Annotated in this window: 22 protein-coding genes; 14 read left to right on the top strand and 8 right to left on the bottom strand. The window is 69.1% G+C overall.

From position 1 onward, the window contains the following. Nucleotides 1-3: 3 nt before the first annotated feature. The gene (locus ABL840_RS24575; protein WP_093306509.1) at nucleotides 4-1,467 is read right to left on the bottom strand and encodes a glycosyltransferase family 2 protein; all 1,464 of its coding nucleotides are present in this window, start codon (nucleotides 1,465-1,467) and stop codon (nucleotides 4-6) included. A 139-nt stretch (nucleotides 1,468-1,606) separates the two neighbouring features. Between ABL840_RS24575 and ABL840_RS24570 the strand changes: the two genes are divergently transcribed. Continuing rightward, nucleotides 1,607-2,167, top strand: a complete 561-nt coding sequence (locus ABL840_RS24570) for a cytochrome b (protein WP_093306507.1) — start codon at nucleotides 1,607-1,609, stop codon at nucleotides 2,165-2,167. Further along, nucleotides 2,164-3,003 (top strand): alpha/beta fold hydrolase, encoded by an 840-nt coding sequence (locus tag ABL840_RS24565; protein ID WP_093306505.1) that lies wholly within the window; start codon nucleotides 2,164-2,166, stop codon nucleotides 3,001-3,003. The genes ABL840_RS24570 and ABL840_RS24565 overlap by 4 nt, the downstream gene beginning before the upstream one ends. Before the next feature lie 3 nt (nucleotides 3,004-3,006). Here the strand turns inward: ABL840_RS24565 and ABL840_RS24560 are convergent, their stop codons facing one another. Further along, nucleotides 3,007-4,020, bottom strand: a complete 1,014-nt coding sequence (locus ABL840_RS24560; RefSeq protein ID WP_093306754.1) for a tripartite tricarboxylate transporter substrate binding protein — start codon at nucleotides 4,018-4,020, stop codon at nucleotides 3,007-3,009. A 5-nt stretch (nucleotides 4,021-4,025) separates the two neighbouring features. Beyond that, the gene (locus tag ABL840_RS24555; protein ID WP_093306503.1) at nucleotides 4,026-5,021 is read right to left on the bottom strand and encodes a Bug family tripartite tricarboxylate transporter substrate binding protein; all 996 of its coding nucleotides are present in this window, start codon (nucleotides 5,019-5,021) and stop codon (nucleotides 4,026-4,028) included. Nucleotides 5,022-5,176: 155 nt separating this feature from the next. Here ABL840_RS24555 and ABL840_RS24550 point away from each other — a divergent pair, with 155 nt between their 5' ends. The 7 genes from ABL840_RS24550 to ABL840_RS24520 all read left to right on the top strand — a co-directional run bounded on the left by ABL840_RS24550 (nucleotide 5,177) and on the right by ABL840_RS24520 (nucleotide 13,276). After that, nucleotides 5,177-6,628 (top strand): FAD-dependent oxidoreductase, encoded by a 1,452-nt coding sequence (locus ABL840_RS24550; RefSeq protein WP_093306501.1) that lies wholly within the window; start codon nucleotides 5,177-5,179, stop codon nucleotides 6,626-6,628. Nucleotides 6,629-6,703: 75 nt separating this feature from the next. Next, nucleotides 6,704-7,552, top strand: coding sequence for an IclR family transcriptional regulator (locus tag ABL840_RS24545; RefSeq protein ID WP_093306499.1), 849 nt, complete (start codon nucleotides 6,704-6,706; stop codon nucleotides 7,550-7,552). A 52-nt stretch (nucleotides 7,553-7,604) separates the two neighbouring features. Beyond that, a complete protein-coding gene (locus ABL840_RS24540; protein ID WP_093306497.1) occupies nucleotides 7,605-8,900 on the top strand; it encodes an aconitase X in 1,296 nt (431 codons plus the stop codon). Next, complete coding sequence (locus ABL840_RS24535; protein WP_093306496.1) at nucleotides 8,897-9,349, top strand: aconitase X swivel domain-containing protein; 453 nt, start codon at nucleotides 8,897-8,899, stop codon at nucleotides 9,347-9,349. The genes ABL840_RS24540 and ABL840_RS24535 overlap by 4 nt, the downstream gene beginning before the upstream one ends. Beyond that, nucleotides 9,346-11,046, top strand: coding sequence for a dihydroxy-acid dehydratase (locus ABL840_RS24530; RefSeq protein ID WP_093306494.1), 1,701 nt, complete (start codon nucleotides 9,346-9,348; stop codon nucleotides 11,044-11,046). The genes ABL840_RS24535 and ABL840_RS24530 overlap by 4 nt, the downstream gene beginning before the upstream one ends. A 119-nt stretch (nucleotides 11,047-11,165) precedes the next feature. Continuing rightward, a complete protein-coding gene (locus ABL840_RS24525; protein ID WP_093306492.1) occupies nucleotides 11,166-12,299 on the top strand; it encodes a porin in 1,134 nt (377 codons plus the stop codon). Between the two features lie 14 nt (nucleotides 12,300-12,313). Further along, nucleotides 12,314-13,276: a Bug family tripartite tricarboxylate transporter substrate binding protein gene (locus tag ABL840_RS24520; RefSeq protein WP_093306490.1), complete on the top strand. Its 963-nt coding sequence runs from the start codon at nucleotides 12,314-12,316 to the stop codon at nucleotides 13,274-13,276. Here ABL840_RS24520 and ABL840_RS24515 read toward each other — a convergent pair. Then, entirely contained in the window at nucleotides 13,263-14,204 is a 942-nt protein-coding gene (locus tag ABL840_RS24515) for an aldo/keto reductase (RefSeq protein WP_176947599.1), read from the bottom strand. The two genes, ABL840_RS24520 and ABL840_RS24515, sit on opposite strands and share 14 nt — an antisense overlap. Before the next feature lie 91 nt (nucleotides 14,205-14,295). Between ABL840_RS24515 and ABL840_RS24510 the strand changes: the two genes are divergently transcribed. After that, entirely contained in the window at nucleotides 14,296-15,213 is a 918-nt protein-coding gene (locus ABL840_RS24510) for a LysR substrate-binding domain-containing protein (RefSeq protein WP_093306486.1), read from the top strand. On the opposite strand, the gene ABL840_RS24505 is transcribed toward ABL840_RS24510, so the two are convergent. Together ABL840_RS24505 and ABL840_RS24500 are read right to left on the bottom strand one after the other, a co-directional pair. Further along, nucleotides 15,202-15,810 (bottom strand): 2-hydroxychromene-2-carboxylate isomerase, encoded by a 609-nt coding sequence (locus ABL840_RS24505; protein WP_093306484.1) that lies wholly within the window; start codon nucleotides 15,808-15,810, stop codon nucleotides 15,202-15,204. The genes ABL840_RS24510 and ABL840_RS24505 overlap by 12 nt on opposite strands. Further along, a complete protein-coding gene (locus ABL840_RS24500; protein WP_093306482.1) occupies nucleotides 15,807-16,643 on the bottom strand; it encodes a CmcJ/NvfI family oxidoreductase in 837 nt (278 codons plus the stop codon). The genes ABL840_RS24505 and ABL840_RS24500 overlap by 4 nt, the downstream gene beginning before the upstream one ends. Nucleotides 16,644-16,827: 184 nt before the next feature. Between ABL840_RS24500 and imuA the strand changes: the two genes are divergently transcribed. From imuA to ABL840_RS24480, 4 genes are all read left to right on the top strand, one after another. After that, a complete protein-coding gene (imuA, locus tag ABL840_RS24495) occupies nucleotides 16,828-17,643 on the top strand; it encodes a translesion DNA synthesis-associated protein ImuA (RefSeq protein ID WP_093306480.1) in 816 nt (271 codons plus the stop codon). Beyond that, nucleotides 17,612-18,979, top strand: a complete 1,368-nt coding sequence (locus ABL840_RS24490; protein WP_093306478.1) for a Y-family DNA polymerase — start codon at nucleotides 17,612-17,614, stop codon at nucleotides 18,977-18,979. Before imuA ends, ABL840_RS24490 begins: the two co-directional genes overlap by 32 nt. Next, the gene (locus ABL840_RS24485; protein WP_093306476.1) at nucleotides 18,972-22,328 is read left to right on the top strand and encodes an error-prone DNA polymerase; all 3,357 of its coding nucleotides are present in this window, start codon (nucleotides 18,972-18,974) and stop codon (nucleotides 22,326-22,328) included. The genes ABL840_RS24490 and ABL840_RS24485 overlap by 8 nt, the downstream gene beginning before the upstream one ends. Nucleotides 22,329-22,408: 80 nt before the next feature. Beyond that, nucleotides 22,409-23,326, top strand: a complete 918-nt coding sequence (locus ABL840_RS24480; RefSeq protein WP_093306475.1) for a hypothetical protein — start codon at nucleotides 22,409-22,411, stop codon at nucleotides 23,324-23,326. Nucleotides 23,327-23,369: 43 nt separating this feature from the next. On the opposite strand, the gene ABL840_RS24475 is transcribed toward ABL840_RS24480, so the two are convergent. Together ABL840_RS24475 and ABL840_RS24470 are read right to left on the bottom strand one after the other, a co-directional pair. Then, nucleotides 23,370-24,383 carry a phosphotransferase enzyme family protein gene (locus ABL840_RS24475; RefSeq protein ID WP_093306473.1) on the bottom strand — a complete coding sequence of 338 codons (1,014 nt, stop codon included), beginning with the start codon at nucleotides 24,381-24,383 and terminating at the stop codon, nucleotides 23,370-23,372. Between the two features lie 33 nt (nucleotides 24,384-24,416). After that, nucleotides 24,417-24,938, bottom strand: a complete 522-nt coding sequence (locus tag ABL840_RS24470; RefSeq protein WP_093200724.1) for a 2'-5' RNA ligase family protein — start codon at nucleotides 24,936-24,938, stop codon at nucleotides 24,417-24,419. Between the last annotated feature and the right edge of the window lie 3 nt (nucleotides 24,939-24,941).

Raw genomic sequence — 24,941 nt, 5'->3', positions numbered from 1 at the left:
GGTTCATCGATCGCGCCGCACCCCATCGGCATCCACCAGCCCCACGCGCGTCTGCCTTCCCCATGTGCCGCGCCCCGTCAGGAACATCCACCACCCCCACGCCGCCCCCGTGTGCCGCAGGATCTGGAAGGTGAACGGCTCGACCAGCGCGGCCGCGAAGGCCTGCGCGAAGCCGGCCTTGCCGCTGCCGGAGCCGATCCAGCGCCGATACAGGTGCACCGACCACAGGTGGAAGGCGAGGTCGAGCACGATCTTCGCGCCGATCACGCCGGCCACTGGCGCCAGCACGCCGAGGTTGCCGCGCACCAGGTACACCAGCAGCAGCCCGAAGGCGGCCAGGCCGTAGAGCGGCTGCAGGGTGTCGACGGCCTTCACCGGCAGCATCGCGACGCCGAGCCAGCCGTAGCGCCGGTCGCCGACCATTGCGCGGTACCAGAACTGCGTCTGCAGGAAGCCGCCGAACCAGCGGCGGCGCTGGCGCAGGAAGGCGCCGGTGCTGCTCGGCGCGTCGGTGTGGGCTTGTGCATCGCCGAGCACGCGCACCGTCCATGGCAGGCCGTGTGCCTGGGCGTGGCGATGCAGGCGGTGGATGAGTTCGTAGTCTTCCACCAGGCAGTCGGTGTCGAAGCCGCCGACCGCGCGCACCGCCTCGGTGCGAAAGCCGGCGAAGGCGCCCGAGATCAGCAACAGGCCGTTGACGCGCATCCATGCATAGCGCGAGAGGAAATTGCGGATGTACTCATAAGTCTGGAACCACTGGAAGCAGCGGCCGGCCAGCGTGCGGCTGCACACGGGCGTGATGACGCCGGTGGCGGCGACGAGTTCCGGCTCTTCCGAGAAGGCGCGGCGCACGGCGCCGATGGCACGGCTGTCGAGCAGCGTGTCGCCGTCGACGGTGAGCACGATGTCGGTGTCGGTGCACAGGACGGCCGCGTTCAGTGCCACTGCCTTGCCGCCGTGGGGCAGGCGCAGCCAGTACAGCGAAGGATGCGTGGCGTTGGGGGCGGTCAGTTCGCCGAGGCCCGGCGCTACGAGTCCGTATTGCGTGGCGAGCAGCTCGGCCGTGCCGTCGGTCGAGCCGTCGTCGGCGATCACGATGCGGTCGGGCGCGTCGGTCTGGCCGAGCAGGGCGGCCAGCGTCACCGGCAGCACGGCCGCCTCGTTGTGCGAGGCGACGATCACGCCCAGCGTGTTGCGTCGCGCCGTGGCCGCGGGGGAGGGCGCGGGCCGGGGCCGCAGGATCGGCAGCGTCATCCACGCGACGAACAGCAGCAGCACGGTGTCGTACAGCACGTAGGCCACGCCCACCGACCAGGCGCCTACGTTCACGGCCTTGAAGGCCATGGCGAAGAGCAGGGCCCACAGCACGAGCACGCTGCCGTGGATGAGCCAGCTTCTCAGCGGCGTGCCGGGTGGAGACAGGCGCGGCGAGGCGGCCTGGAAGGCGCGTTGGAGAGAGTCGTTCAAGGGAAGTTGTCCGGGCGGCTGTCGGTCGGTGGTTCGCTGGTACGTAAAGACTCGGCCTGCGGTTTCGAAAAGCCCGGGGAATGCCGGGACAATCGCACGCGCTCCCGACTGAGTCGGCCCACGCCCGAAAATTCCCCGCATGCTCGCACAAACCCGCTACACCCGAACCGCCATCGCGCTGCACTGGCTGATCGCGGTGCTCATGATCTTCAACATCGCCCTGATCCTGCTGGTAGACCGCTATCCCGACGACTGGGTGCGCCCGGCCATCGACACCCACAAGTCCATAGGCATCACCGTGCTGGGCCTGGTCATCATGCGCATCCTCTGGCGTGCCACGCACAAGCCGCCGGCCATGCCGGGCTCCTATGGGGCCTTCGAACGCTTCGCGGCCCATGCGGCCCATGGCGTGCTCTATCTGCTGATGATCCTGCTGCCGTTGTCGGGCTGGATGCACGACTCGGCCTGGAAGGATGCCGCCACGCATCCGATGCAGCTCTTCGGCCTGTTCGAATGGCCTCGCATCGGCTGGATCATGGCCATCGAGCCGACGGTGAAGGAAACATGGCACACCGTGCTGGGCGGCGTGCACGCATGGGCCGGCTATGTGCTGTACGTTCTCTTCGGCCTGCACGTGCTGGCCGCGCTCAAGCACCAGTTTCTCGACGGCGAACGTGAACTGCAAAGGATGTGGCCATGAACGCCGACCTCATCGCGCGCATCGACGCGCTCTCGACCCATCATGATCCGGTGCACGAGGGCGTGCGCGTGCGCTGGCGCCGCTTCGGCACGGACACCTCCCGCCCGCCGCTGGTGCTGCTGCACGGCGGCCACGGCAGCTGGATGCACTGGCTGCGAAACGCCGAGGCGCTGTCGGCCGGCCGCACGCTGTGGCTGCCCGACATGCCGGGTTTCAACGAATCCGATGCACCGCCGCGCGTGGCGCCCGGCGAAGACTCGCTGAAGCCGTTGCTCGCGGCGCTCGGCGGCACGCTCGACCAGCTCATCGGCGCGGGCACCGTCATCGACCTCGGCGGCTTCTCGTTCGGCGGACTGACGGCCGCGCGCTTCGGGGCCGGTCGCGGCGCGGTCCGTCGTCTCGCGCTCATCGGCAGCGGCGGCCACGGCACGCTGAGGCGCATGACGGCGCAGATGATCAACTGGCGCGCCGCCCCCGACCGCGAGGCTGAACGGGCCGCGCTGCTGAACAACCTCGCGGCGCTGATGCTGCACGACCCGGCCGCCATCGACGCGCTGGCCTTCGAGATCCACGATATCTCCTGCCATGGCACGCGCTTTCGCAGCAAGGAGGTGTCTCAGTCGGGCGGGCTGCAGCAGGCGCTCGGCACATTGAATGTGCCGACGCTGCTGTTGTGGGGCGAATTCGACGTCACCGCCGACCCGCGCCCGCTGGTCGCGCAGCTGGCAACCGAAGGGCCTGCGCGCGAGGGCGTGGTGGTCGACGGTGCCGGCCACTGGGCGCAGTACGAGCGCGCCGACGAGGTCAACGCGCGGCTGGTGGACTTTTTCCGCTGATCCTTACTGCGACTGCTTCACCAGCCCCAGCTTGCGGATGATGTCGCCCCACTGGTCGTAGGTCGCGCGCGTCAGGTCGGCCAACTGCTGCGGGCTCGACGACTCGGCTTCGTACGCACCCTGGCGGAAGAACTCGCGAGTAGCCGGCATCGCCAGCACCTGCGCCAGCGCGGCGTTGAGCTTTTCGACCACCGGCGCCGGCATGCGCGCCGGTCCGTAGAAGCCCAGCCAGCTCGGCATGTCGACGCCGCTCACGCCCTGTTCGCCCATGGTGGGCACGTCGGGCAGCATCGGGCTGCGCTTGGGCGCTGCCACCGCCAGCATGCGCACCTTGCCGGTGGCGGTGTTCTGGATGGCGTTGGGTGCGGCGTCGAAGTAGTACTGCACGCGGCCTGCGAGAAAGTCCTTGGCCGCGTCGGCGCCGCCCTTGTAGGGCACGTGCACCACGTCCAGGCCGGCCTGCCGTGCGAAGGCCTCGCCGTAGATGTGCGACGAGGTTCCGGTGCCGAAGGAGGCGTAGCTCATCTTCCCCGGGTTGGCCTTGATGTACGCCACCAGCTCCTGCACCGTTCGCGCCGGCACGCTCGCGTGCACCGTCAGCACCAGCGGGCCGCGCGCGCCGAGGGAGATCGGCGTGAGGTCCTTGAACGGGTCGTAGCGAACCTGCGCCAGCGTCTGCGGGTTCTGCGCCACCACGGAGGAGGGCGCGTACATGAGGGTGTAGCCGTCGGGCGCGGAACGGATCACTTCCTCGGTCGCGAGGATGAAGCTCGCGCCCGGCCGGTTCTCCACGATCACCGGCGTCTGCAGCACCTCGCCGAGCTTGTTGGCGACGAAGCGCGCCTGCGCGTCCGAGGCGCCGCCGGCCGCCAGGCCCAGCACGATGCGGATGGTGCGGCCCTTGTCCGGGAAGGGCGCGGCGGCATGCGCCGGCAGCAAGGGGCTCGCGGCGCAGAGCGCGAGCCAGGCGGCGAACCGGCGCCGGTGTAGCAAGGAGGAGAAAGAAGAAGCCCGCATGTCGCTCATTGTTTGACCAACCCGACCTGCTGCACCATCGCGCCCCAGCTGTCGTAGGTCGAGCGCGTGATGCCGGCGAATTCCTCCGGCGTGGTGGCACCCGCCTCGTAGCCGCCGCTGCGATAGAACTCCTGCACCTGCGGCATCGCCAGCACCTTCGCGAGCGCCGCGTTGAGCTTCGCGACCACCGGCGCGGGCATGCGCGCCGGCCCGTAGAAGCCCAGCCAGCTCGGCAGGTCGAGCCCCGCGTAGCCCTGCTCGGCGAAGGTGGGCACGTCGGGCAGCGCCGCGATGCGCGCGCCGGCGGCCACCGCGAGGATCTTCACCTTGCCGGAGGAGGCGGTGATGATGGCCGAGGAGGCCGAGTCGAACATGTACTGCACGCGCCCGCCGATCAGGTCCTTCGCCGCGTCGGAGCCGCCCTTGTACGGGATGTGCACCGCATCGATGCCGGTCTTCTTCACGAAGGCCTCGCCGTAGATGTGCGAGGAAGTGCCTGCGCCGAACGAGGCGTAGCTCACCTTGCCGGGGTGCGACTTCACATACGCCACGAGCTCCTTCACGTTGTTGACCGGCACGCTGGTGCTCAGCGACAGCACCAGCGGCCCGCGCCCGCCCATCGAGATGGCGGTGAAGTCCTTGAACGGGTCGTAGGGCACCTGCGCGAAGGTATGCGGGTTCTGCGCCATGGTGGACGAGGGCGCGTACAGCAGCGTGTAGCCGTCGGGCAGGGCGCGCGACACCTCGTTGGCCGCCAGCATGGTGCTGGCGCCGGGCTTGTTGTCGACGATCACGCTGGTGGCCAGCACCTCGCCGAGCTTCTGCGCAACGATGCGCGCTTGCGCGTCGGTGCCGCCGCCGGCGGTGAAGCCCACGACGATGCGGATGGGCTTGCCGCGCGCCGGAAAGTCCTGCGCCACGGCCAGGGGCGCGAGGCCCAGCAGGGCTGCGGCACTGAGGGCCGAGCCGAAGGCACGGCGGGTGCCGTGAAGTTTCTTCATCGATGTCTCCGTTGGAATGCTTCTTTAATATTGATCTTGAAATCCATAAAAATCCATATTTACTAGGGAATACCCCAGATATTTGCCTTTTGAGTTTGACAAAATGGAAAGTGAAATCAAAATACGACGAAACAAGCCAAGCCGAGAACGCATTCATGAAAACTGTCGTCCGTACCGACGAGCGCATCCTGTCCTCCGACATCTTCGACCGCGACAGCCGCGTCAAGCGGCCTGATCACGGCAGCTGGGCCGAGCCCGGCAAGAACATTCCGGTCTATCACCGCTGCGGCGTGCTGGTGGTGGGCGGCGGCCCCTCGGGCACCGCTGCCGCCGCCGCCGCCGCCCGTGCGGGCGCCGACGTGGCGCTGCTCGAGCGCTACAACCACCTGGGAGGCCTGTCGACCGGCGGCCTCGTCATCTGGATCGACCGCATGACCGACTGGGAGGGCAAGCTGGTCATCCGCGGCTTTGCCGAAGAGCTGTTCGACCGCCTGCCGGCCGAGGCCATCGCCGGCCCGGTGCGCGAGGACTGGGGCTCGCAGGACACGGCCAAGGCCGCGCACTGGTCGCAGCGCACCGCCGCCTATCACGGCATCGTCACCTGGTCGCCCACCATCGACCCCGAGCGGCTGAAGCTGCTCTCGCAGGAGATCGTGCTGGAGCGCAAGGTCAAGCTCATCTATCACTCGTGGGCCGCCATTCCCATCGTGCAGGACGGCGCCGTCAAAGGGGTGGTGTTCGAGAGCAAGGAAGGTCGCATGGCCATCATGGCCGACGTGGTGGTCGACGCCACCGGCGACGGCGACCTGTTCGCCCGTGCCGGCGCCGAGTACGTGAACGACATCGAGGAAGCCGACGTGCATCACTGCATGAACACCTCCTGGCTCTTCGGCGGCGTGGACATGAACCGCTGGATCGAGTTCAAGGCCGGCCAGCCCGAAGCCTTCACCGCCTTCATGGCGGGCGGGCGCGAGCAGTGCGGCCTGTTCGAGCGGCCCTTCGTCTCGTGGCGCAACGACGTGGCGCTCTTCATGGGGCCGCGCCAGTCGGGCTACTCGGCGCTCGACGTGGACGACCTCACCGCCGTGGAGGTGCGCTCGCACCGCGCCATGGCCGCGCATCTCGATTACTTCCGCGCCCACGCGCCGGGCTTCGAGAACGCCTACCTGATGCTGAGCGCGCCGCAGATCGGCGTGCGCCATGCGCGGCGCCTCGTCGGCGTGGGCTCGGTGCTGCGCAGCCAGTGGCCCGACGGCGTGCCGCTGGCGGACGAGATCGGCGTGTCGCCCGCGGTCTCGCCCAAGTTCCCGAACATCTCCATTCCCTACGGCGCGCTGGTGCCGAAGCAGCTCGACGGCCTGCTGGCCTGCGGGCGCCACATCTCCTGCGACCGCAACTCGCACGGCTTCATGCGCGAGATTCCTCAGTGCTGGATCACCGGCCAGGCTGCGGGCGTGGCGGCGGCGCTGGCATCGCGCGGCGGCATCGAGCCACGCTTCATCGACGTGGGCGCGCTGCAGGCCGCGCTGCTGGAGCAGGGCGTGTACCTGCGCGCCGGCGCGGAGCAGGGTTCGACGTTGCAGACCACGGCAGAGGCCGGAGTCTGAACGGCAACAGCCATGAACCCGGACGCCCTCTCTTCGCGAGCCTCTACATTGGAGCGTCTTGCAAAGGGTTCCTCCATGTCCACTGACAAAAACGACACCTCCTTTTCCGCGGCCGAGCAGGCCGACGCGCGCGGCGAGCGCTCCGACACCGTGAGCGCGCTGGAGCGCGGCATCTCGGTGCTGCGCTGCTTCAGCGAAGAGCGCCCGGTGCTGGGCCATGCCGACCTGGCGCGCATGACCGGCATTCCGCGCGCCACCATCAACCGGCTGGTCGCCACGCTGCTCTCGCTGGGCATGCTCAAGCCGGCGCAGGCGCCCGACCGCTTCATGCTCGGGCCGGGCGTGGTGTCGCTGTCGCGCGTGTTCCTCGGCAGCCTCGACGTGCGCGCCGCCGCGCGGCCCAGCATGCAGGCGATGGCGGAAGAAGTCGGCGCCTCGGTCTACCTGGCCGTGCGCGACGGCATGGAGATGGTGCTGATCGAAGCCTGCCGCCCGCGTTCGTCGATGCTCTCGGCGCGGCTCGACGTCGGCTCGCGCGCGCCGCTGGCCAACTCGGCGCTCGGTCGCGCGTATCTCTCTGCACTGCCCGAGGCGCAGCGCAACCAGCTCGTCGATTCGATGCGCCTGCTGCGCGGCCCCGAGTGGGACAGCATCGCGCCCAGCATGAACCGCGCCATCGGCGAATCGAAGCGGCTGGGCTACTGCCTGTCGCTCGGCGAGTTCCACCGCGAGATCAACTCGGTGTCGGTGCCCCTCATCGGCCCCGACGGCGAGGTGATGGCGCTCAACGGCGGCGGCGCCGCCTTCGTCTTCACGGAAGAACGCCTGCGCAACGAACTCGCACCGCGCCTGCACGACATCGCGCTGAGCATCGCGCGCGACATCGGCGGGCACGTACCTACCCCCACACCCTCGCCGGGCTAGCGGCCCGGCCGGGGCTCGATCCCCACGACACAGAAGAACGGAGACACAGGTCATGCACCTGAGCGATGAAGAAAAAGCCATGTACGACGGCCGCGACGGCCCGGCCGTGCAGAAGGCGATGGACCTGCTGGTGCGCTACGGCGAAGCACTGGGCGCCGAGCGACTGGTCGAGACGCGCAACGTCTGCGCCACCATCACATCGACCACGCCCTTCCAGCGCGACTTCGCGCTCGCCAAGGGCGGCGGCATGGACGCGGTGTTCTCCGAATTCAGCCTCGACAGCCAGGAGACCGTCGAGATCCCCAAGTTCAAGGTCTTCACCAGCCACCTGCAGCTGGGCTTCGACCCCGGCCAGCCCGAGCGCATGGGCGTGAGCGAGGAGATCGTGCGTTTCTACGAGAAGAGCGAGCGCCACGCCGCCGGGCTCGGCGCGCAGATCATGAACACCTGCACGCCCTACCAGGTCGGCAACATCCCGACGCGCGGCGAGCACTGCGCGTGGATGGAGTCGTCGGCGGTCGTGTACTGCAATTCGGTGCTGGGCGCGCGCACGAACACCGAAGGCCGCGAGAGCACCGGTGCCGCCATGCTCACCGGCCGTATTCCGTACTGGGGCTACCACCTCGACCAGAACCGCCGCGCCACGCACGTGGTCGAGCTCGACATCGAGGTCGAGTCGGTGCAGGACTGGGGCCTGCTCGGCTATTTCATCGGCGAGCACGTGCAGGAGCGCGTGCCGGTGGTGCACAGCCGGCGCGGCATCTCGCGGGTGCCGAACCTGCCGCGGCTCAAGCATTTCGGCGCCGCGGCGTCGTCCTCGGGCGGCGTGGAGATGTATCACATCGCCGGCGTCACGCCCGAGGCGCTGACGCTGGAGCAGGCGCTCGGCGGAAGGGCGCCCGTGGAGGTGCTGCGCTACGGAGAGGCAGAGCGCCGCGCCACCTACGAGAAGATCAACATCACGGCCAAGGATGCCGAGGTGCAGTACGTGATGCTGGGCTGCCCGCACTACACCATCGAGCAGATCTGGGAGGCCGCGCAACTCATCGAAGGGCGCAAGGTGCACCGCGACTGCGAGCTGTGGATCTTCACGCCGCGCGCCATCAAGGCGCTGGCCGACCGCAACGGCTACACGAAGATCATCGAGGACGCGGGCGGCATCATCATGGGCGACAGCTGCTCCGCCATGAGCCGCGCCGTGCCCAAGGGCACGAAGACCGTCGCGCTCGACTCGGCCAAGCAGGCCCACTACCTGCCCGCCATCCTCGGCGTGCAGGCCTGGTTCGGCAGTACGGCCGAATGCATCGATGCAGCCTGCACCGGCCGCTGGAACGGAGCCTACGCATGAGCGACGCAGTCATCACCGAACGAACCATCGTCATCCGCGGCCGCAAGGTGGTGGGCGGCGTGGCCGAGGGCGAAGCGCTGGTCACGCGCGACCGCATCTCCGGCTGGGGCGGCATCGACCCGCGCACCGGCACCGTCATCGAGACGCGGCACGAGCTGCGCGGGCAGAGCTTCGCGGGCAAGGTGCTGGTGTTTCCGGGGGCCAAGGGCTCCTCGGGCTGGTCGGCCATGTTCCACATGACGCGGCTCATGAACTCGGCGCCGGCCGCGTTCCTGTTCAACGAGATGACGACCAAGATGGCGCTGGGCGCCGTGGTCACGCATTCGCCCGCGATGACCGACTTCGAGCGCGACCCGCTCGAATGCATCGAAACCGGCGACTGGGTGCGTGTGGATGCCGACCGAGGCGTGGTCGAGATCACGAAGAAGAGACTGGAAGGTGCCGCATGACCCGCCCCCTGCGCAGCAACTTCCCGCGCGGCTCCTACCTCTGGTCGGTACGCAACGCGCACTGGCGCGCGCTCGGCATTCCGGAAGAGGACTGCGAGAAGCCCAAGATCGCCATCGTCAACAGCTCCTCGGAGCTGGCTGCCTGCTTCAGCCACCTCGACCGCGTGGCGGTGGAGGTGAAGGCGGCGATCCGCGCGGCCGGTGGCGTGCCCTTCGAGATCCGTACCGCCGCGCCCAGCGACTTCATTACCGGCGCGGGCGCGCGCGGCGCCTACATGCTGGCGGCGCGCGATCTGGTCACCAACGACATCGAGGTGGCCGTCGAAGGCGCGCAGCTCGACGGCATGGTCTGCCTCACCTCGTGCGACAAGACGGTGCCGGGCCAGCTCATGGCGGCCGCGCGGCTCAACATCCCGACGCTGCTGGTGCCCTGCGGCTACCAGCCCAGCGGCGAGTACAAGGGCCACCACATGGACATCGAGGAGGTGTTCATCGGCGCGATGCATGCCGTCACGGGCAACCTGCCGGTGGAGGAACTCGTGGGCATGAGCCGCGAGGCCATTCGCGGCCCCGGCGTGTGCTCGGGCCTGGGCACGGCCAACTCGATGCACATCGTCTGCGAGGCGCTGGGCCTGGCGCTGCCGGGCAGCGCGCCGGTGGCGGCGCTGAGTCCGAAGATGATGGCCGACGTGCGCGCGGCCGGCACGCGCATCGTGCAGATGGTGCTCGACGACCTGAAGCCGCGCGACATCCTCACGCACGGCGCCTTCGTCAACGCGGTGCGGGCGGTGCTGTCGATCGGCGGCTCGCTCAACACGGCCAAGCATCTGCAGGCGGTGGCGACCGAAGGGGAGTGCGGCGTCGACGTGTACGGCCTGTTCGAGCGCCTCGGCCCCGAGACGCCGGTGCTGGCCGGCGTGCGGCCGATCGGCGGGCATTCCATCGAAGCCTTCGAGGCGGCGGGCGGTTGCCGCGCGCTGATGAAACAGCTCGAGCCGCTGCTCGACACCGGCGTGCTCACCGTCACCGGCGGCACTGTCGCCGACAACCTGCGCAACGTCGAAGTGGCCGACGCCGAAGTGATCCGTCCCGTCTACCGCCCGGTGGCGCCACTGCCGGCCATCGTGCTGCTGCGCGGCAACCTCGCGCCCGAGTCGGGCCTCATCAAGACCGGCATCGCCGAGCGCAAGGTGCGGCGCTTCACCGGCCCGGCCGTGTGCTTCTGGACCTCGGACGCAGCCATCGCTGCGCTGAAGAAGGGCGAGATCGTGCCCGGCCAGGTGATCGTGATGCGCGGTGCCGGTGCCTGCGGCGGTCCGGCGATGGGCGGCGGCGCATCGCGCGTGGTCTTCGCCGTCGACGGCGCGGGGCTCGGCGACCAGGTCGCGCTGCTCACCGACGGCCATCTCTCGGGCCTCGTCTGCAAGGGGCTCGTGGTAGCCGAGGTATCGCCCGAAGCCGCGCTCGGCGGCCCGCTCGGGCTGGTGCGCGACGGCGACGTCATCACCATCGACCTCGACGCGCGCCGCCTCGACATCGACCTGACAGACGCCGAACTGCAGGCGCGCCGCGACGACTGGCAGCCGCCGCCGCCGGTGCATGACACCGGCTGGCTGCAGCAGTACCGGCGCAACGTGAGTCCGCTTTCCAAGGGCGCGGTGCTCGTGCGCACCGAACGCGCCGAGCCTCCGGGCTAGACCTTTTTCACCCCGGCCTTCGCCGACCGGTGCGGACCCCCGTCCGCACCCGGTGGCGCAGCCCTGCGCGTTCGTTCCGAGTTTTTCAACCCAAGAGAAGAAGCAGGAGACAGAAAACCATGAAGAGAATCTTGATGTGGTCGGCGCTGGGGCTTGCCAGCAGCGGCGTGGCACAGGCGCAATCCAGCGTCACCGTGTTCGGCGTGATGGACCTCGGCATCCAGTACACGAACGGCGCCGGTCCCGGCGGCGGCTCGGTGAAGGCGCTGTCGAACGGCGGGCTCTCCACGAGCCGGCTGGGCTTTCGCGGCACCGAGGACCTGGGCGGCGGCCTGCGCGCGGGCTTCTGGCTCGAAGGCAGCCTGAACCCCGACACCGGCACCGGCCGCCCGAGCAACAGCAACAACCAGACGAGCGGCGCGGGCACTGCGGGGCCGATCACCTTCGACCGCATGTCCTTCGTGAGCCTCTCGTCCGACACGCTCGGCGAGGTGCGGCTGGGCCACGACTTCATTCCCACGCACTACAACAGCATCTACTTCGACCCCTTCAACGCCAACGGCGTGGCGCGCGCGGGCAATCTCACCTTCGCTGGCGCGGGCACCGGGCCGCTGCCCACGGCCATCACCGGCAGCAATACCGTGAGCTACTGGCTGCCGCCCAACCTCGGCGGCTTCTACGGCATGGCGATGATCGGCACCGGCGAGAACGACTCCACCGTGGCGAACCGCGACGACGGCAACTTCGCCGGCGCGCGCTTCGGCTTCGCATCGGGCGCGTTCGACGTCGCGGCGGCCGTCACGCGCTCGAACTTCAAGTCCACCGCCACCATCGGCAACTACACGCACGCCAACATCGGCGGCTCGTGGGACGCGGGCTTTGCCAAGTTCTTCGCGCTCTACAACGCGGTGACGGTGAAGCTCGCCGGCGGCACGGTGCGCAAGAACACGACGGAGATCGGCGCGCACATCCCGGCCTTCGAGGTCGGGCGCATCCGCATCAGCTACGCCTACCTCGACGACCGCAGCGACGAGAGCCTGCGCAACGCCAACGGCATGCCGCGCAACCGCGACGACGCGCGGCAGTTCGGCATCGGGTACGTGCACAACCTGTCGAAGCGCACCGCGCTGTACGGCACCTACGCGCGGCTCATGAGCAGCGGCCAGGCGCGCTACGTGGTCAGCGGCGGCGTGGCGCCGGCGGCCGGACATCGGTCGACCGGCTGGGAATTCGGCGTGCGCCATCTCTTCTGACGCGGAGGCACCTCATGCGACGCAGAACCCTGACCCTGGCGGCGCTGGCCGCCGCGGCATTGCCCGGCGCGGCGGCATGGAGCGCCGACGCGTATCCCAACAAGCCGCTGAAGCTGATCGTCGGCTTCGCCGCGGGCGGCGGCGCCGACGTGCTCACGCGCATCATCGCGGAAGGGCTGGCCAAGCAGCTCGGCCAGCAGGTGATCGTGGAGAACCGCCCCGGCGCCGACGGCGTGCTCGCCGCGCAGGCCACCTCGTCGGCGAAGCCCGACGGCTACACGCTGCTGATGGGCACCAACACCGCGATGGTGGCCGCGCCCACGCTGCGGCCCACGCCGCCCTACGACCCCTTCAAGGCCTTCACGCCGATCAGCTCGGCCGGGCAGTTCTCGATGTTCCTGGTGGTGCCGACCAGCCTGCCGGTGAAGAGCGTGAACGAGCTGCTGGCGCTGGTGGCGTCGAAGCCCGGGGCGCTCAACTCGGCCTCGAGCAACAGCGCCTCGGAGCTCGCGATGCTGCAGCTGCTGGGCGATCGCAAGGTGGTCAACGCGCGCTACAAGGGCGACATGCAGGCCATGACCGACCTGCTGGGCGGGCAGATCCAGATGATGTTCACCACCGGCACGCTGGCGCCGGGCTTCGTGAAGGAAGGGCGAATCCGCGCGCTGGTGACGCTGCTGCCGCAGCGCAGCGGCCTCTTGCCCGACGTGCCCACGGGCGGCGAGCTGGGGCTGGGCAAGCTCACCATCACGCCGTGGGCCGGCTTCTTCGGGCCGCCGGGGCTGCCGCAGGCGATCACCGACAGGCTCTCGCAGGAACTGCAGAACACGCTGAAGCGCCCCGAGGTGCATGCGCAGCTGGTGCAGCAGGGCTTCGAGGGCTACGGCATGAGCCCTGCGAAGTTCGCCGAGTTCTTCCGCGCGCAGTACGACGCCTTCGGCGCCACCGTGCGCGAGCACAACGTCAAGTTCGAATAGAAGCGGCCTCGCGGCGCCAGAAGGCCGCGTCGGGAAAGCTGCCCGCGCCGGCCGCCGCGTTGTCCGCCATGTGCTCGCGGCGGCTGGTGCCCGGAATCGCGCAGGTCACGGCCGGATGGCTCAGCACGAACTTCAGCAGCACCTGCGCCCAGCTGGTGCAGCCGATTTCGGCGGCCCATGGCGGCAGCGGCTTGTCGCGCAGCCGGCGCAGCAGTCCGCCGCCGCCGAAGGGCATGTTGACGATCACCGCCACGCCGCGCTCGGCCGCCAGCGGCAGCAGGCGCTGCTCGGCCTCGCGCGCGTCCAGCGAGTAGTTGATCTGCAGGAAGTCGAGCTTCTCGGACTTCAGCACCGCCTCCACCTCGCCGTAGGCCGAGGCTGTGTAGTGCGTGATGCCGACGTAGCGCACGCGGCCCTGTTCCTTCCAGCCGCGCAGCGTCGCGAGGTGGGTGCGCCAGTCGACGAGGTTGTGCACCTGCATCAGGTCCATGTGCTGCGTGCGCAGCCGGGCGAAAGACTGCTCCATCTGCGCGATGCCGGCCTCGCGGCCCGAGGTCCAGACCTTGGTGGCGAGGAAGGCCTTGCCCTGCTGCTGCTTCGACGCGGCCAGCAACTCGCCGGTGGTTTCCTCGGAGCGGCCGTACATCGGCGAGCTGTCGATCACCGTGCCGCCGGCCGCGAACAGCGCCTCGAGCACGCCGGGCAGGCGCGCGTATTCCTCGCTGCCGGGGCGCCGGTCGAAGCCGATCCAGGTGCCGCAGCCGATCACGGGCAGTGCTTCCCTGGTGGAGGGGATGGGGCGGGTGTTCATGGCGGGCAGGGGCTTTTGTTGCGCGAAGGCGGGGAACGCGGCGCCGGCGCACAGCGCGACTCCCAGGCGCAGCAGCTCGGTGCGGGTGAGGGCGGGGAAATCCTTCGGAGGCGGCATCGGCAACCAGTATCCGGCGGGAGGCGGCCGGGAGCGATGCCCGGGCCTGTGCTCCAATCCGCCTTTTCGCTGCCTCATATTCATCATGGGAATGCCACTCTCCCTGCTTCGCATGCCCTCGCTGGACCTGGTGCGGGGCTTCGTCGCGGTGGGCCGGCGCATGAGCATCTCGCTCGCGGCGCAGGACCTGTGCCTCACGCAGTCAGCGGTCAGCAAGCAGATCCATGCGCTGGAGGCGCAGCTCGGCGTGGCGCTGCTGGTGCGCGGCCATCGCTCAATCTCGTTCACGCCCGAGGGCGAGCGGCTGTTCCGCAGCGCTGATGGCGCGGTGCAGCAGCTGCAGGACGTGATGGGCGGCATCCGCCAGTCCGGCGAGCAGCGCCCCGTGACCCTGAGCGCCAGCATCGGCATGACGGGGCTGTGGCTGCTGCCGCGGCTGGGCAATGTGCAGAAGCTGCATCCGGGCGTGGACGTGCGCGTGTCCTCCAACAACCGGCTGGCCGACCTGCGCAACGACGGCATCGACCTGGCCATCCGCTACACCACGCCCGCGCTGGCGCCGGCCGGCGCGGTGCGGCTCTTCGGCGAAACGGTGGCGCCGGTGGCGCATCCTTCGCTCGGATTGCGCGCGCTCGATGCGCCCGGGGCGCTGTCCACCCAGTGCCTGCTGGCTTTCGACGATCCGCAGCACCCGTGGCTGCAGTGGAAGGACTGGCTCGCGGCGGTGGGCTGGGCCGACGCGAAGCCGCAGGCGGTGCTGCACTTCAACCAGTACGACCAGCTGATCCAGGCCGCGCTGGCCGGGCAGGGCGTGGCGCTGGGGCGGCTGGAGCTGATCCAGCCGCTGCTCGACGACGGCCGGCTGGTGCGCATCGCGGCGCCGGTGCCGGAGCAGCCCTCGGCCCACGCCTACTGGCTGATCCAGGCCGAGGAGTCGCCGCGCGAGGACGTGCGCCACGTCGCCGGCTGGCTGGTGGACGAGGCGCGGGGCTCGTCGTCAGTCCGCTGAAGCTTCCGCCTTGCAGAACGCGATAGCCTCGTCGAGCCGGTCGTTGCCCCAGAACATCTCGTCGCCCACGAAGAAGGTGGGCGCGCCGAAGATGCCTTTCTCGACCGCCGTCTCGGTCTGCCGGCGCAGTCGCAGCTTGTTGGCGTCCGACAGTGCCTCCTCGATGACGCGATGCGCCGGCAGGCCGAGCGAAGTCAGCAGCTCGTGCATGGCCTGCGGCGAATCGATGTCGCGGTCCTCGGCGAAGTTCATCGACATCGTGCGGCGGCAGAACTCGCCCATCCAGGGCTGTGTGGCGCCCACCAGCGCGATGCGCAGCGGCAGCACGGCCGGGCGCGGAAAGTTCGTCGGCCGCTGCCACGGCAGGCCGTACTTGCGGCACTGGCGGGCCATGTCCTTCCACGTGTAGTCGCCCTTTTCCTTCTGCAGCACGAAGGGCGACGACTCCCAGCCGAAGGAACGGAAGATCGGCCCCAGCAGGAACGGCCGCCAGCGGATGCCGATGCCGTGCGCGGCGGCTTCGGCCTCGATGCGCATGGTGCTCAGGTAGCTGTAGTTGCTGCCGAAGTCGAACCAGAACTCGATTGCGGCGCTCATTCGAACACCACCAGGCAGCGGGCTTCGATGCTCTCGCGCAGCGGCGCGTCGGCGGGCGTGTCGGGGTGGTCGAAGGCCGCGTGCGGCGTGTAGCGCGAGACGCCGCCGAGCTGCGAGTCGTACTGCTTGAACACCAGCGCCTCGTGCCGGCCCATCGCGGAAAAGTACGACCAGCGGTGCGAGGGCGAATGCGTCGCGAGGTAGATCTCGCCGGTGCGGCGCGGATAGCGCACCTCGGCGCTGACCAGGTCCTTCGCCATCACCGAGCGCGCGTCGCACACGGCCAGCGGCGTGTCGAGCACCGGCCCCTTGATCGAGCGCCAGACGTTGACGATGCAGTAGCGCCGTACGGCCGCGGCCTCGTCGGGGTCCGTCAGCACCATGGACAGCCTGCGGCGGCCGGATTCCTCGGTGTAGTCGTTGTGGATGCGGCCGTTGGCGGCGGCCCGGCCGTCGGTCGCGCGGCGGCCGAAGCTCAGGGCGACGCGGTCGGCCTCGCGCCGGCGCACCAGGTGGTCGAACACGTAGGCGCGTGCGCCGCCGGTGACGGCCAGCGCCAGTTCGGCTACCTCGCGATGGTAGGCGGCCGTGACCTCCGCGTCGTCGAGGAAGTCGCGCACGGCCGTGGGCGCGTCGCGCAGCACGAAGCCTTCGCGCTCGATGTCGGGCGGTGTGGCGGCGGCGCGCGCGTCGGCGATCGGCATGGGGCGCAGCTCGTAGCTGCCGCTTTCCCATGGCGTGTCGGGCGGCGGCTGGAAGGTGTAGCTGTAGGGGCGCAGGGCGGAGGGCTGGAGGTAGTTCAGGCCTGCGGTGACGGTGCTCTGGGTGGTCATGCGATGGCTCCTTTGGACGGGTCCATTGGAGCGAAGCGGCGCCTCGGGCTCAAACGACTTATTGGCGCCTTCACATGAGCACGAGGAATGTGAAAGACGGCGGTAAAGAAGAAAAACAGGGAAACCGGCTTTCCTGTTGTAGGCTGCGAAGTACTGTATGAAAATACAGTTAACAGTCATCACCATGGGCCTTCCTTTCCTCGATTCCTTTTCCGCTGCCGCAGGCCGCGGCGTCTGGCATGCCGACGAACTCGGCCTGGCCGACGCGCAGGTGCTCGCCACCGGCCACGCCGCGCTCGACGCCGAGCTGCCGGGCGGCGGCTGGCCGGTCGGCGCGATGACGGAACTGCTGTTGCCTGCGCCCGAGGCCCATGTCTGGCGGCTGCTGCTGCCGGCGCTGGCGCAGGCGGTGGCCACGCGGGGCGGGCCGGTGGTGCTGATCGGCGCGCCCTACGAGCCCTGCGGCGCGTCGCTGGCCGCGCAGGGGCTGCCGGTGGAGGCGCTGATGTGCGTCAGGAGCGAGGCCCCGGCCGCGCGGCTGTGGGCCTGCGAACAGGCGCTGCGCTGCGCGGACATTGCCGCCGTCGTGGCCTGGCTGCCGCAGGCGCGGGTGGGCGAGTTGCGGCGGCTGCAGTTGGCGGCCGCGCAGCACGAGGTGCTGCTCTTCGTGTGCAGGCCCGAGTCGGTGGCGTTGTCTGCATCGCCCGCGCGGCTGCGCATTCGCGCCGGTCGCAGCGGGGCCGACGCGTCGCAGATCGAGCTGGACATCCTCAAGCGCCGCGGCCCGCCGCTGGCCGCGCCGGTGGTGCTGCCGGCGCGCAACGAGCGCATGACCGCGCTGCTGGCCGCTGCCCGGCTGCGGCGAAAGCTGCGCCTGCAGCAGCAGGGTTCGGTGCCAGCCGGTGTGACAGCGACATCGGCAACGTCGGCCTCGGTGGTGCGCATCGACGCATGGAAAGGAGGCCCGGATGCACTGGATCGCCTTGCGGTGGTTGCCTGAAGCCGGCACGCCCGACACCCCTCACGCTCCCGATGCCCCGGCGATGCCCACGCCCGAAGCCCTGGGCTGGTGGGCGCTGAAGTACACGCCCCACGTCGCCTGGCTCGATGAAGCGCTGATGCTCGAAGTCTCCGCCTGCGAGCGCCTGTGGGGCGGGCGCATGCAGCTCATGCGCCTGCTGCTGGCCGACAACCCCGTGCCCGACGCGCGCATGCTGGGCACGCAGGGCGCCACCAGCCTGATCGCGCTGGCGCGGCTGCGCCTGTTCGCGCGCGAAGAGAAGCGGCCGAAGGACGTGCCCGCCGGCCTGCCGCTCGACACGCTGAGCGCCGCGCATGAGCATCTCGACCTGCTCGCGCGCCTGGGTTGCCGTACCTGGGGCGAGGTTGCGGCGCTGCCGCGCGGCGGCCTCACGCGGCGCTTCGGCACCGGCCTGCGCGAGGCGCTCGACATTGCATGGGGCCTGCGCCCCGAAAGCCATTCATGGCTCACGCTGCCCGACGTGTTCGAGCAGAAGCTGGAGCTGCCCGCACTGGCCGAGACCGCGCCCGAGCTCATGTGGTCGGCCAACCGGCTGCTGACGGCACTGCAGTTCTGGCTGCGCGCCCGCCAGCGCGGCGCGCGCGCGCTGGAGCTGCAATGGACGCTCGACCTCAGGCGCCTCAACGGCGTGAATCTGCCACCGCATGAACAGCTCACCGTGCGCACGGCCGAGCCCACGCAGGACATGGCGCACCTGCGCCGTCTGCTCTCCGAGAAACTGGCCCTCGCCACGCTGGCCGCGCCGGCGAGCTGGCTCAGCCTGCGCACGCTCGAAACCGATCCGTGGGCCGGCGCCAGCACCAGCTTCCTGCCGGAAGACAACCGCAAGGGCGACAGGCTGCACGAGATGATCGAGCGGCTCAGCGTGCGCCTCGGGCCGCAGCAGGTGGTGGTGCCTTCGGCGCAGGCCGATCACCGGCCCGAGCGCAAGCAGGCATGGCGGCCCGCGTTGCAGAAGGAGAAGCCGGTCGCCGACAAGAGCCGGAAGGATGCTGCTGCAGCGGCTTCGCAGCCCGACGCCGTCTATCCGCCATGGCTGCTGCCCGAGCCGCTGCTGCTGGAGATGGACGGCGAACGCCCCTGCTACCGCGGCCCGCTGAGCAGGCTGATCGGCCCGCAGCGCGTGGAAACCGGCTGGTGGGGCGACAAGGAAGAGGGCGGCCAGCCCGCGATGCGCGACTACTACGTCGCGGAAAGCCCCGAGGCCGGGCTGGTGTGGATCTTCCGCGAGCGGCCCGCCGCGCGCTTTTCTTCCGGTGAGGTGCGCTGGTACCTGCAGGGCTTCTATGCCTGAGCTGAGCGGCAAGCAGGAAAGCAGGCGACAGCCCGCCAAGGTGCATGCGCTGCCGGTGCCGCTGCGGGCGCGGCCGGCTTCGGTGCTGCCGGACTACGCCGAGCTGCACTGCCTGACCAACTTCAGCTTCCAGCGTGGTGCCTCGACGCCCGAGGACATCGTGGACCGGGCCTACCAGCTCGGCTACAAGGCGCTGGCCATCACCGATGAGTGCTCGGTGGCCGGCATCGTGCGGGCACATGTGTGCCTGCGCGGCATGGAACACAAGCTCGACGAGTACGAGCGAGAACACCCCGACGAACCGAAGATCCCGCGCAACCCCGCCTTCCGCCTGCTGTTCGGCAGCGAGTTCCAGTTCGAGCGCTTCAGGCTCGTGGTGATCGCGAACGACACCGAAGGCTGGGGCAACCTCTGCGAGTTCATCACCGCCGCGCGCAACACCGAGCTGCCCAAGGGCGAATATCGCGTGAGCTGGGAAGAGAGCGACGTGGCCTCGCTGCAGCGTTGCCAGATTCTCTTCGTGCCGAACCGCAACCCCGGCGGCGCGATGGACACGGCAACGCTGCACGAAGACCTGATGGCAGCCAAGGCGCTGTACGGCGAGAACCTCTGGCTGGCGGTGGAGCTGTTCAACGAACTCGACGACGATCTCTGGCTCGTCACGCTGATGCAGGCGGGCGAGGATGCGGGCGTGCCGCTGGTGGCGGCCGGCGACGTGCACATGCATGCGCGTTCGTGCAAGCCGCTGCACGACGTGCTGACGGCCGTGCGCGAGGGCCGGACCGTGGCCGAGTGCGGCTTTGCATTGCAGTCGAACGCCGAACGGCACCTGCGCCCGCGCATGCGGCTGGCCGAGCTCTATCTGCCGCGGATGCTGAAGAACACGCTGGTGGTGATGGGGCGGTGCCGCTTCGATCCGGAGGTGATCCGGGAGAACTACAAGTACCCGCTGGAAAACCTGGGCAATCATGAAACGCCGGCGCAGACGCTGGTGCGCAAGACTTGGGAAGGGGCCCGGAACCGCTATCCCGACGGCATTCCCGAGAAGGTGCGGGCGCAGGTCGAGAAAGAGCTCGACATCATCATCGGCCTTGAGTACGAGATGTTCTTCCTCACGGTGGAAGACATCGTGCGCTTCGCTCGTTCGAAGGAAATCCTTTGCCAGGGACGCGGGTCTTCGGCCAATTCGGCGGTCTGCTTTTGCCTGGGCATCACCGCCATCAATCCAGACAAAGGCACGCTGCTGTTCGAGCGCTTCCTGAGTCGCGAACGCCGCGAGCCACCCGACATCGACGTCGACTTCGAGCACCAGCGGCGCGAAGAAGTCATCCAGTACATCTACAAAAAATACGGCCGCGAGCGCGCCGCCATCGCCGCCGTCGTCATCTGCTATCGCGCGCGCAGCGCATTGCGCGACGTTGGCAAGGCCATCGGCATCGACGAGCGGCTGATCGACGAGTTCGCGAAAGACCACTACTGGTTCGACGACACCGTGCTCGGCGAGCAATTGCGACAGGCTGCCGCGCGTGTCGGTGTCGAGGAAGACGAGCTCAAGCTGACGCACTGGATAGAGATGACGCAGAGGCTCAAGGGCTTTCCGCGCCACCTGAGCCAGCATGTGGGCGGCTTCGTGCTCACGCACACCAAGCTCACGCGGCTGGTGCCGGTGGAGAAGGCTTCGATGAAGGACCGTTCCGTCATCCAGTGGGAGAAGGATGACCTCGAAGCGATGGGCATGCTCAAGGTCGACGTGCTGGCGCTCGGCATGCTCAGCGCGATCCGCCGCGGGCTGGAGCACATGAACCGCTGGCGCGGTTCGACGCTGGCGATGCACCAGATACCGAGCGACGACCAGAAGGTGTTCGACATGATCTGCGACGCCGACACCATCGGCGTGTTCCAGATCGAGAGCCGGGCGCAGATGTCGATGCTGCCGCGCCTGAAGCCGCGCACCTACGAAGACCTGGTGATCGAGGTCGCCATCGTGCGGCCGGGGCCCATTCAGGGCGGCATGGTGCATCCGTACCTCAAGCAGCGGGAGCGGGTGCGCAGGAACCTGCCCATCCGCTACGAGAAAGACGAGCTGCGCGTGGCGCTGGAGCGCACGCTGGGCATCCCTATCTTCCAGGAGCAGGTGATGCAGATCGCGATGATCGCGGCCAAATTCACCGCCGACGAAGCCGACCAGCTGCGCCGCGCCATGGCCGCATGGAAGCGCAAGGGCGGCCTCGGCAAGTTCCACGACAAGCTCGTCAACGGCATGGTCGACAACGGCTACAAGGCCAGCTTCGCCGAAGCCATCTTCAAGCAGGTCATGGGCTTCGGCGACTACGGCTTTCCCGAAAGCCACGCCGCCAGCTTCGCGTTGCTGGTGACGGTGAGCAGCTGGCTCAAGAACTACGAGCCGGCATGTTTTCTCGCCGCGCTGCTCGATTCACAGCCGATGGGCTTCTACAGTCCCTCGCAGCTGGTGCAGGACGCCCGCCGCCATGGCGTGGAGGTGCGCCCGGTCGACGTCACGCGCAGCGAGATCGACACCACGCTCGAAGCCCGTGCCCCAGATGCACCGCGCATGCCGACCGGCACCGACGAGCGCTATGCCGATCGCCTCGGCAACGAGAACCAGCCCGCGGTGCGGCTGGGCCTGAACCGCATCGCGAGCCTCAGTAAGGACGGCGCAGAGCGCTTGCTCGAGGCGCGTGCGCAGGCGCCGTTCACAAGCACCGAGGACCTCGCCCTGCGCGCCGAACTCGACGGCAAGGACATGGCAGCGCTGGCCGCGGCCGATGCGCTGATGTCGTTGTCGGGCCATCGGCGCCAGCAGGTGTGGGATGCCACCGCGCAGCGACGGGCACCGGCCCTGCTGCGGGGCGTGCCGATCAACGAGCAGGCGCTGCTGCTGCCGGCCGCGTCCGAGGGCGAGGAGATCGTGGGCGACTATGCGGCGCTGCGACTCACGCTGCGGCGCCATCCGCTCGCGCTGCTGCGCCCGCGCCTGGCGCGCATGAAGCTCATGAGCGCAGCCGAGCTGCGTTCGCTGCCCAGCGGGCAGACCGCGCGCGCCTGCGGCATCGTCAAGGGGCGGCAGCGGCCGCAGACGGCCAACGGCACCATCTTCGTCACGCTGGAGGACGAGACCGGCAACGTCAACGTGATCGTCTGGAACCACGTCATCGAGGCCTGGCGCGAGCCGCTGCTCAAGTCGCACCTGCTCGCGGTGCAGGGCACCTGGCAGCGTGACGACGACAGCGGCGGCAAGGTGCAGCACCTGATCGCCACCGGCTTCAGGGACCTGACGCCGCTCATGGGCCGGCTCGCGCAGAGCAACACGAGCCGGGACTTTCACTGAAACGGGACGGGAGAGACCGGATGCAACCGAACGTTCCATGCCTCGCGCCTTCCGCCGCTTTTCGCTAACCTGCTTTCGCCATGTCCGAACCAGCCGTTCTCGACCCCGTCGTCGCCGGGCCCATCGGCCCGCCGCCACCCGCGCCCGACGTGCCGGTGCCCCTGCCTCCGCCACTGCAGCCGCCCATGCCGCCGGAGGGCGATCCGCCACCGGTCGAGCCGCCGGTGACCGACCCCGGATTTCCGCCGCCCGTGCTGGATCCTCCGCCGCCGATGCAGACGGCCGTGCCCTTCGGCAAGCTGCATGCGCGGCGCCTGCGCGAGATATACCGCTCGGCCGGCTGGCCGTGCTGCGACACCATCGAGGTCGAACTGCTCGCCGGCGGTTATCTGGAGCGCGTGCGCACGGTGCACGGTCACGAGACGCTGCGCGTGACCGACGCCGGCATCGCGCGCATCGCCACCACGCTCACCGTCAACCGCGCCGCGCTGTCGCCGCACGAAGCCCTGGTGGAACGCGTGGCACGCGAGATGACGCGCGGCGGTCGCATCGCATGGCGCGGCCTGGGCCTGCGGGCCCGCCTGCCGCCGCTGGAAGAGGGCGGAAAGCCGCGCTGGTGCGTGGCGCGGCCCGACGTGTTCTCGATCCGCAATACCAGCGTGGAGGCCTACGCGCACCCCATCGTGCACGAGGTGAAGGTGAGCCGCGCCGACCTGCTGGGCGACCTGCGCAAGCCCGACAAGCGCGCGGCGTATCTGGACCTGGGCGGCGAGTGCTGGTACGTGCTGGGCAACGACGCCAAGGGGCGCTGCATCGCCAAGCCCGAGGAGGTGCCGGCCGAATGCGGCGTGATGGTGCTCGAGGGCGAGCGTCTCGTGGTGGCGCGAGCGGCAGTGCATCGCGCCTTCGAGCGCATTCCGTTCGCCGTGTGGCTCGCGCTGGCCAAGGCGCGGCCGGTCGAGGGCTTCGAGGACGAGGCGCAGGACATGCTGATCTGACGAGGCCCTGCCTCGTCGACTGCGCTGTTTCGCGCTGCTTCGATCAGGTGATGTCGTCGTAGCTCCGGTGCGCGATGGCGACGACGTCGCCGGGCAGGAACTGGCTCTGCATCTGCCGCAGGCCTTCCTCGCGGTCTTCCGTGCTGGCCGCGGCGTCGAACATCTGGTCGCAATACTCGAGCAGGTCCTTCACGATGCGCTCGTAGCGGTAGTAGGCGAGGGCGACCAGATCGAGATCTCCTGGGCCGTAGCCCTCGTAGAACAGCGTTTCCTCCCGGGGCTGGTTCCAGACGTGGCCTACGCCGCCGCCGATGAACATCAGGTCGCGTTCCTTCGGAGCAAGGATGAGCGTGTCCCAGTCGACGATCGAGAGGCGATCGTCGTCGCCCACGAGCACGTTGCCCGCGTGCAGGTCGGAGTGGCACGGCACCAGCCGCGGCGGTCGTTCGAGCAGGATGGAAGCCAGTTGCTCGCTGCGGTAGACGATGGTGTCGATCTCTTCCGCGTGCTCTTCCCAGAAGGCGAGAAAGCGTTCGACGATGCCGTCGCCCTTCACGCCGTTGATGAAGCGCCGCTGGTAGCGGCGCACGCCTTCGCGCCAGTGATGGTCGTAGCGCTCCTTCGGAAGGCTTGCCGACAGCGCCTCGGGCAGTTCGGCCTCGTGGATCGCGCTCAGGGCCGTGCCGAGCGCGGTCCATTGCGGGTCCGTCAAGGTGCGTTCGAAGCCGTTGCTGCCGTCGAAGAAGGGATAGAGCGCCCAGTCGAAGCCGTGGGCCTGCGCGCTCAGCTGCAGGTTCGTCGTGGGCAGCGGTGCCATCACGGCCTCGATGCCTTTGTCGTGATGAAGGAAAGCGGGGACAGTGACGACCGGTTTGTCGAAGTCGCCGCGGCGCAGCTTGAGAAAGTACGCGGTGCCGTCGCTCGCGTCGACGCGGAAGACGGCGGAGTTCACGTCCGCGCCGAGCGGCAGGAATTCGATGCGGATGTCGCGCAGGCCATAGGCATCGGCGAGGCGTTGCGCGATGGCTTCGCGCGGCAGGTCGGGGGGCGTCAGCATCCGGGGACTGTAGCGCCGGACGGATGGCCCGCTTCAGTGCAGCGGATAGGAGCCCAGCAGTTCGTGGCGAAACGGCGACGTGAAGTGCGAGCGGACGAGGCGGAATTCGGTTGCGGTCCAGCGGATGGGATTCAGGCGCGTAGGTCTTGCGGCGTGCTCGGCGTTTCGCGCGATGGTGATGTGCGGCGTCCACCCGCGAATGGGTACACGGAGCGAGAGGCCGGCCCTCAGCAACGCGCGGCTGATGTCGCGCTGGAGGTGTCGCAACTTTTCATGCTCCGAAGGCTGAACGACCGAGACGTCGTTGGTCCACGTGCAGGAGCTGTCGAGCGTGAGCTCCAGGGCTCGCACCGACACTTCGGCCAGCGCGTGGCGCAGACGTTGCTCGGCATCGCCGTGCTGATCGTCGAGGTACTGAAGGGTCAGGTGCAGGCGCTCTTCGGGTGGAAAGGAGCAGCCTCTTGGCCACCACCAGTTCTTGCGGTGCGCTGCGATTTCGGCCTGCACTTCGCTGGCCGGGAAAAGTCCGATGAGAAGCTTCCTGCGGGCAGCCATGAA

The organism is Variovorax sp. NFACC27 (assembly GCF_048301545.1).
Classification (GTDB): Bacteria; Pseudomonadota; Gammaproteobacteria; order Burkholderiales; family Burkholderiaceae_C; genus Variovorax; species Variovorax gossypii.
This window is presented reverse-complemented; position numbering and strand designations above follow the sequence as displayed.

Bases quoted from the DNA above. Each gene is read 5' to 3' on its own strand.
- ABL840_RS24560 (WP_093306754.1), bottom strand. From the start codon at position 4,020: ATGCGGGCTTCTTCTTTCTCCTCCTTGCTACACCGGCGCCGGTTCGCC.
- imuA (WP_093306480.1), top strand. From the start codon at position 16,828: ATGGGCCTTCCTTTCCTCGATTCCTTTTCCGCTGCCGCAGGCCGCGGC.
- ABL840_RS24525 (WP_093306492.1), top strand. From the start codon at position 11,166: ATGAAGAGAATCTTGATGTGGTCGGCGCTGGGGCTTGCCAGCAGCGGC.
- ABL840_RS24550 (WP_093306501.1), top strand. From the start codon at position 5,177: ATGAAAACTGTCGTCCGTACCGACGAGCGCATCCTGTCCTCCGACATC.
- ABL840_RS24565 (WP_093306505.1), top strand. From the start codon at position 2,164: ATGAACGCCGACCTCATCGCGCGCATCGACGCGCTCTCGACCCATCAT.
- ABL840_RS24515 (WP_176947599.1), bottom strand. From the start codon at position 14,204: ATGCCGCCTCCGAAGGATTTCCCCGCCCTCACCCGCACCGAGCTGCTG.
- ABL840_RS24470 (WP_093200724.1), bottom strand. From the start codon at position 24,938: ATGGCTGCCCGCAGGAAGCTTCTCATCGGACTTTTCCCGGCCAGCGAA.
- ABL840_RS24475 (WP_093306473.1), bottom strand. From the start codon at position 24,383: ATGCTGACGCCCCCCGACCTGCCGCGCGAAGCCATCGCGCAACGCCTC.
- ABL840_RS24540 (WP_093306497.1), top strand. From the start codon at position 7,605: ATGCACCTGAGCGATGAAGAAAAAGCCATGTACGACGGCCGCGACGGC.
- ABL840_RS24545 (WP_093306499.1), top strand. From the start codon at position 6,704: ATGTCCACTGACAAAAACGACACCTCCTTTTCCGCGGCCGAGCAGGCC.
- ABL840_RS24530 (WP_093306494.1), top strand. From the start codon at position 9,346: ATGACCCGCCCCCTGCGCAGCAACTTCCCGCGCGGCTCCTACCTCTGG.
- ABL840_RS24570 (WP_093306507.1), top strand. From the start codon at position 1,607: ATGCTCGCACAAACCCGCTACACCCGAACCGCCATCGCGCTGCACTGG.
- ABL840_RS24500 (WP_093306482.1), bottom strand. From the start codon at position 16,643: ATGACCACCCAGAGCACCGTCACCGCAGGCCTGAACTACCTCCAGCCC.
- ABL840_RS24535 (WP_093306496.1), top strand. From the start codon at position 8,897: ATGAGCGACGCAGTCATCACCGAACGAACCATCGTCATCCGCGGCCGC.
- ABL840_RS24510 (WP_093306486.1), top strand. From the start codon at position 14,296: ATGCCACTCTCCCTGCTTCGCATGCCCTCGCTGGACCTGGTGCGGGGC.
- ABL840_RS24480 (WP_093306475.1), top strand. From the start codon at position 22,409: ATGTCCGAACCAGCCGTTCTCGACCCCGTCGTCGCCGGGCCCATCGGC.
- ABL840_RS24485 (WP_093306476.1), top strand. From the start codon at position 18,972: ATGCCTGAGCTGAGCGGCAAGCAGGAAAGCAGGCGACAGCCCGCCAAG.
- ABL840_RS24520 (WP_093306490.1), top strand. From the start codon at position 12,314: ATGCGACGCAGAACCCTGACCCTGGCGGCGCTGGCCGCCGCGGCATTG.
- ABL840_RS24555 (WP_093306503.1), bottom strand. From the start codon at position 5,021: ATGAAGAAACTTCACGGCACCCGCCGTGCCTTCGGCTCGGCCCTCAGT.
- ABL840_RS24505 (WP_093306484.1), bottom strand. From the start codon at position 15,810: ATGAGCGCCGCAATCGAGTTCTGGTTCGACTTCGGCAGCAACTACAGC.
- ABL840_RS24490 (WP_093306478.1), top strand. From the start codon at position 17,612: ATGCACTGGATCGCCTTGCGGTGGTTGCCTGAAGCCGGCACGCCCGAC.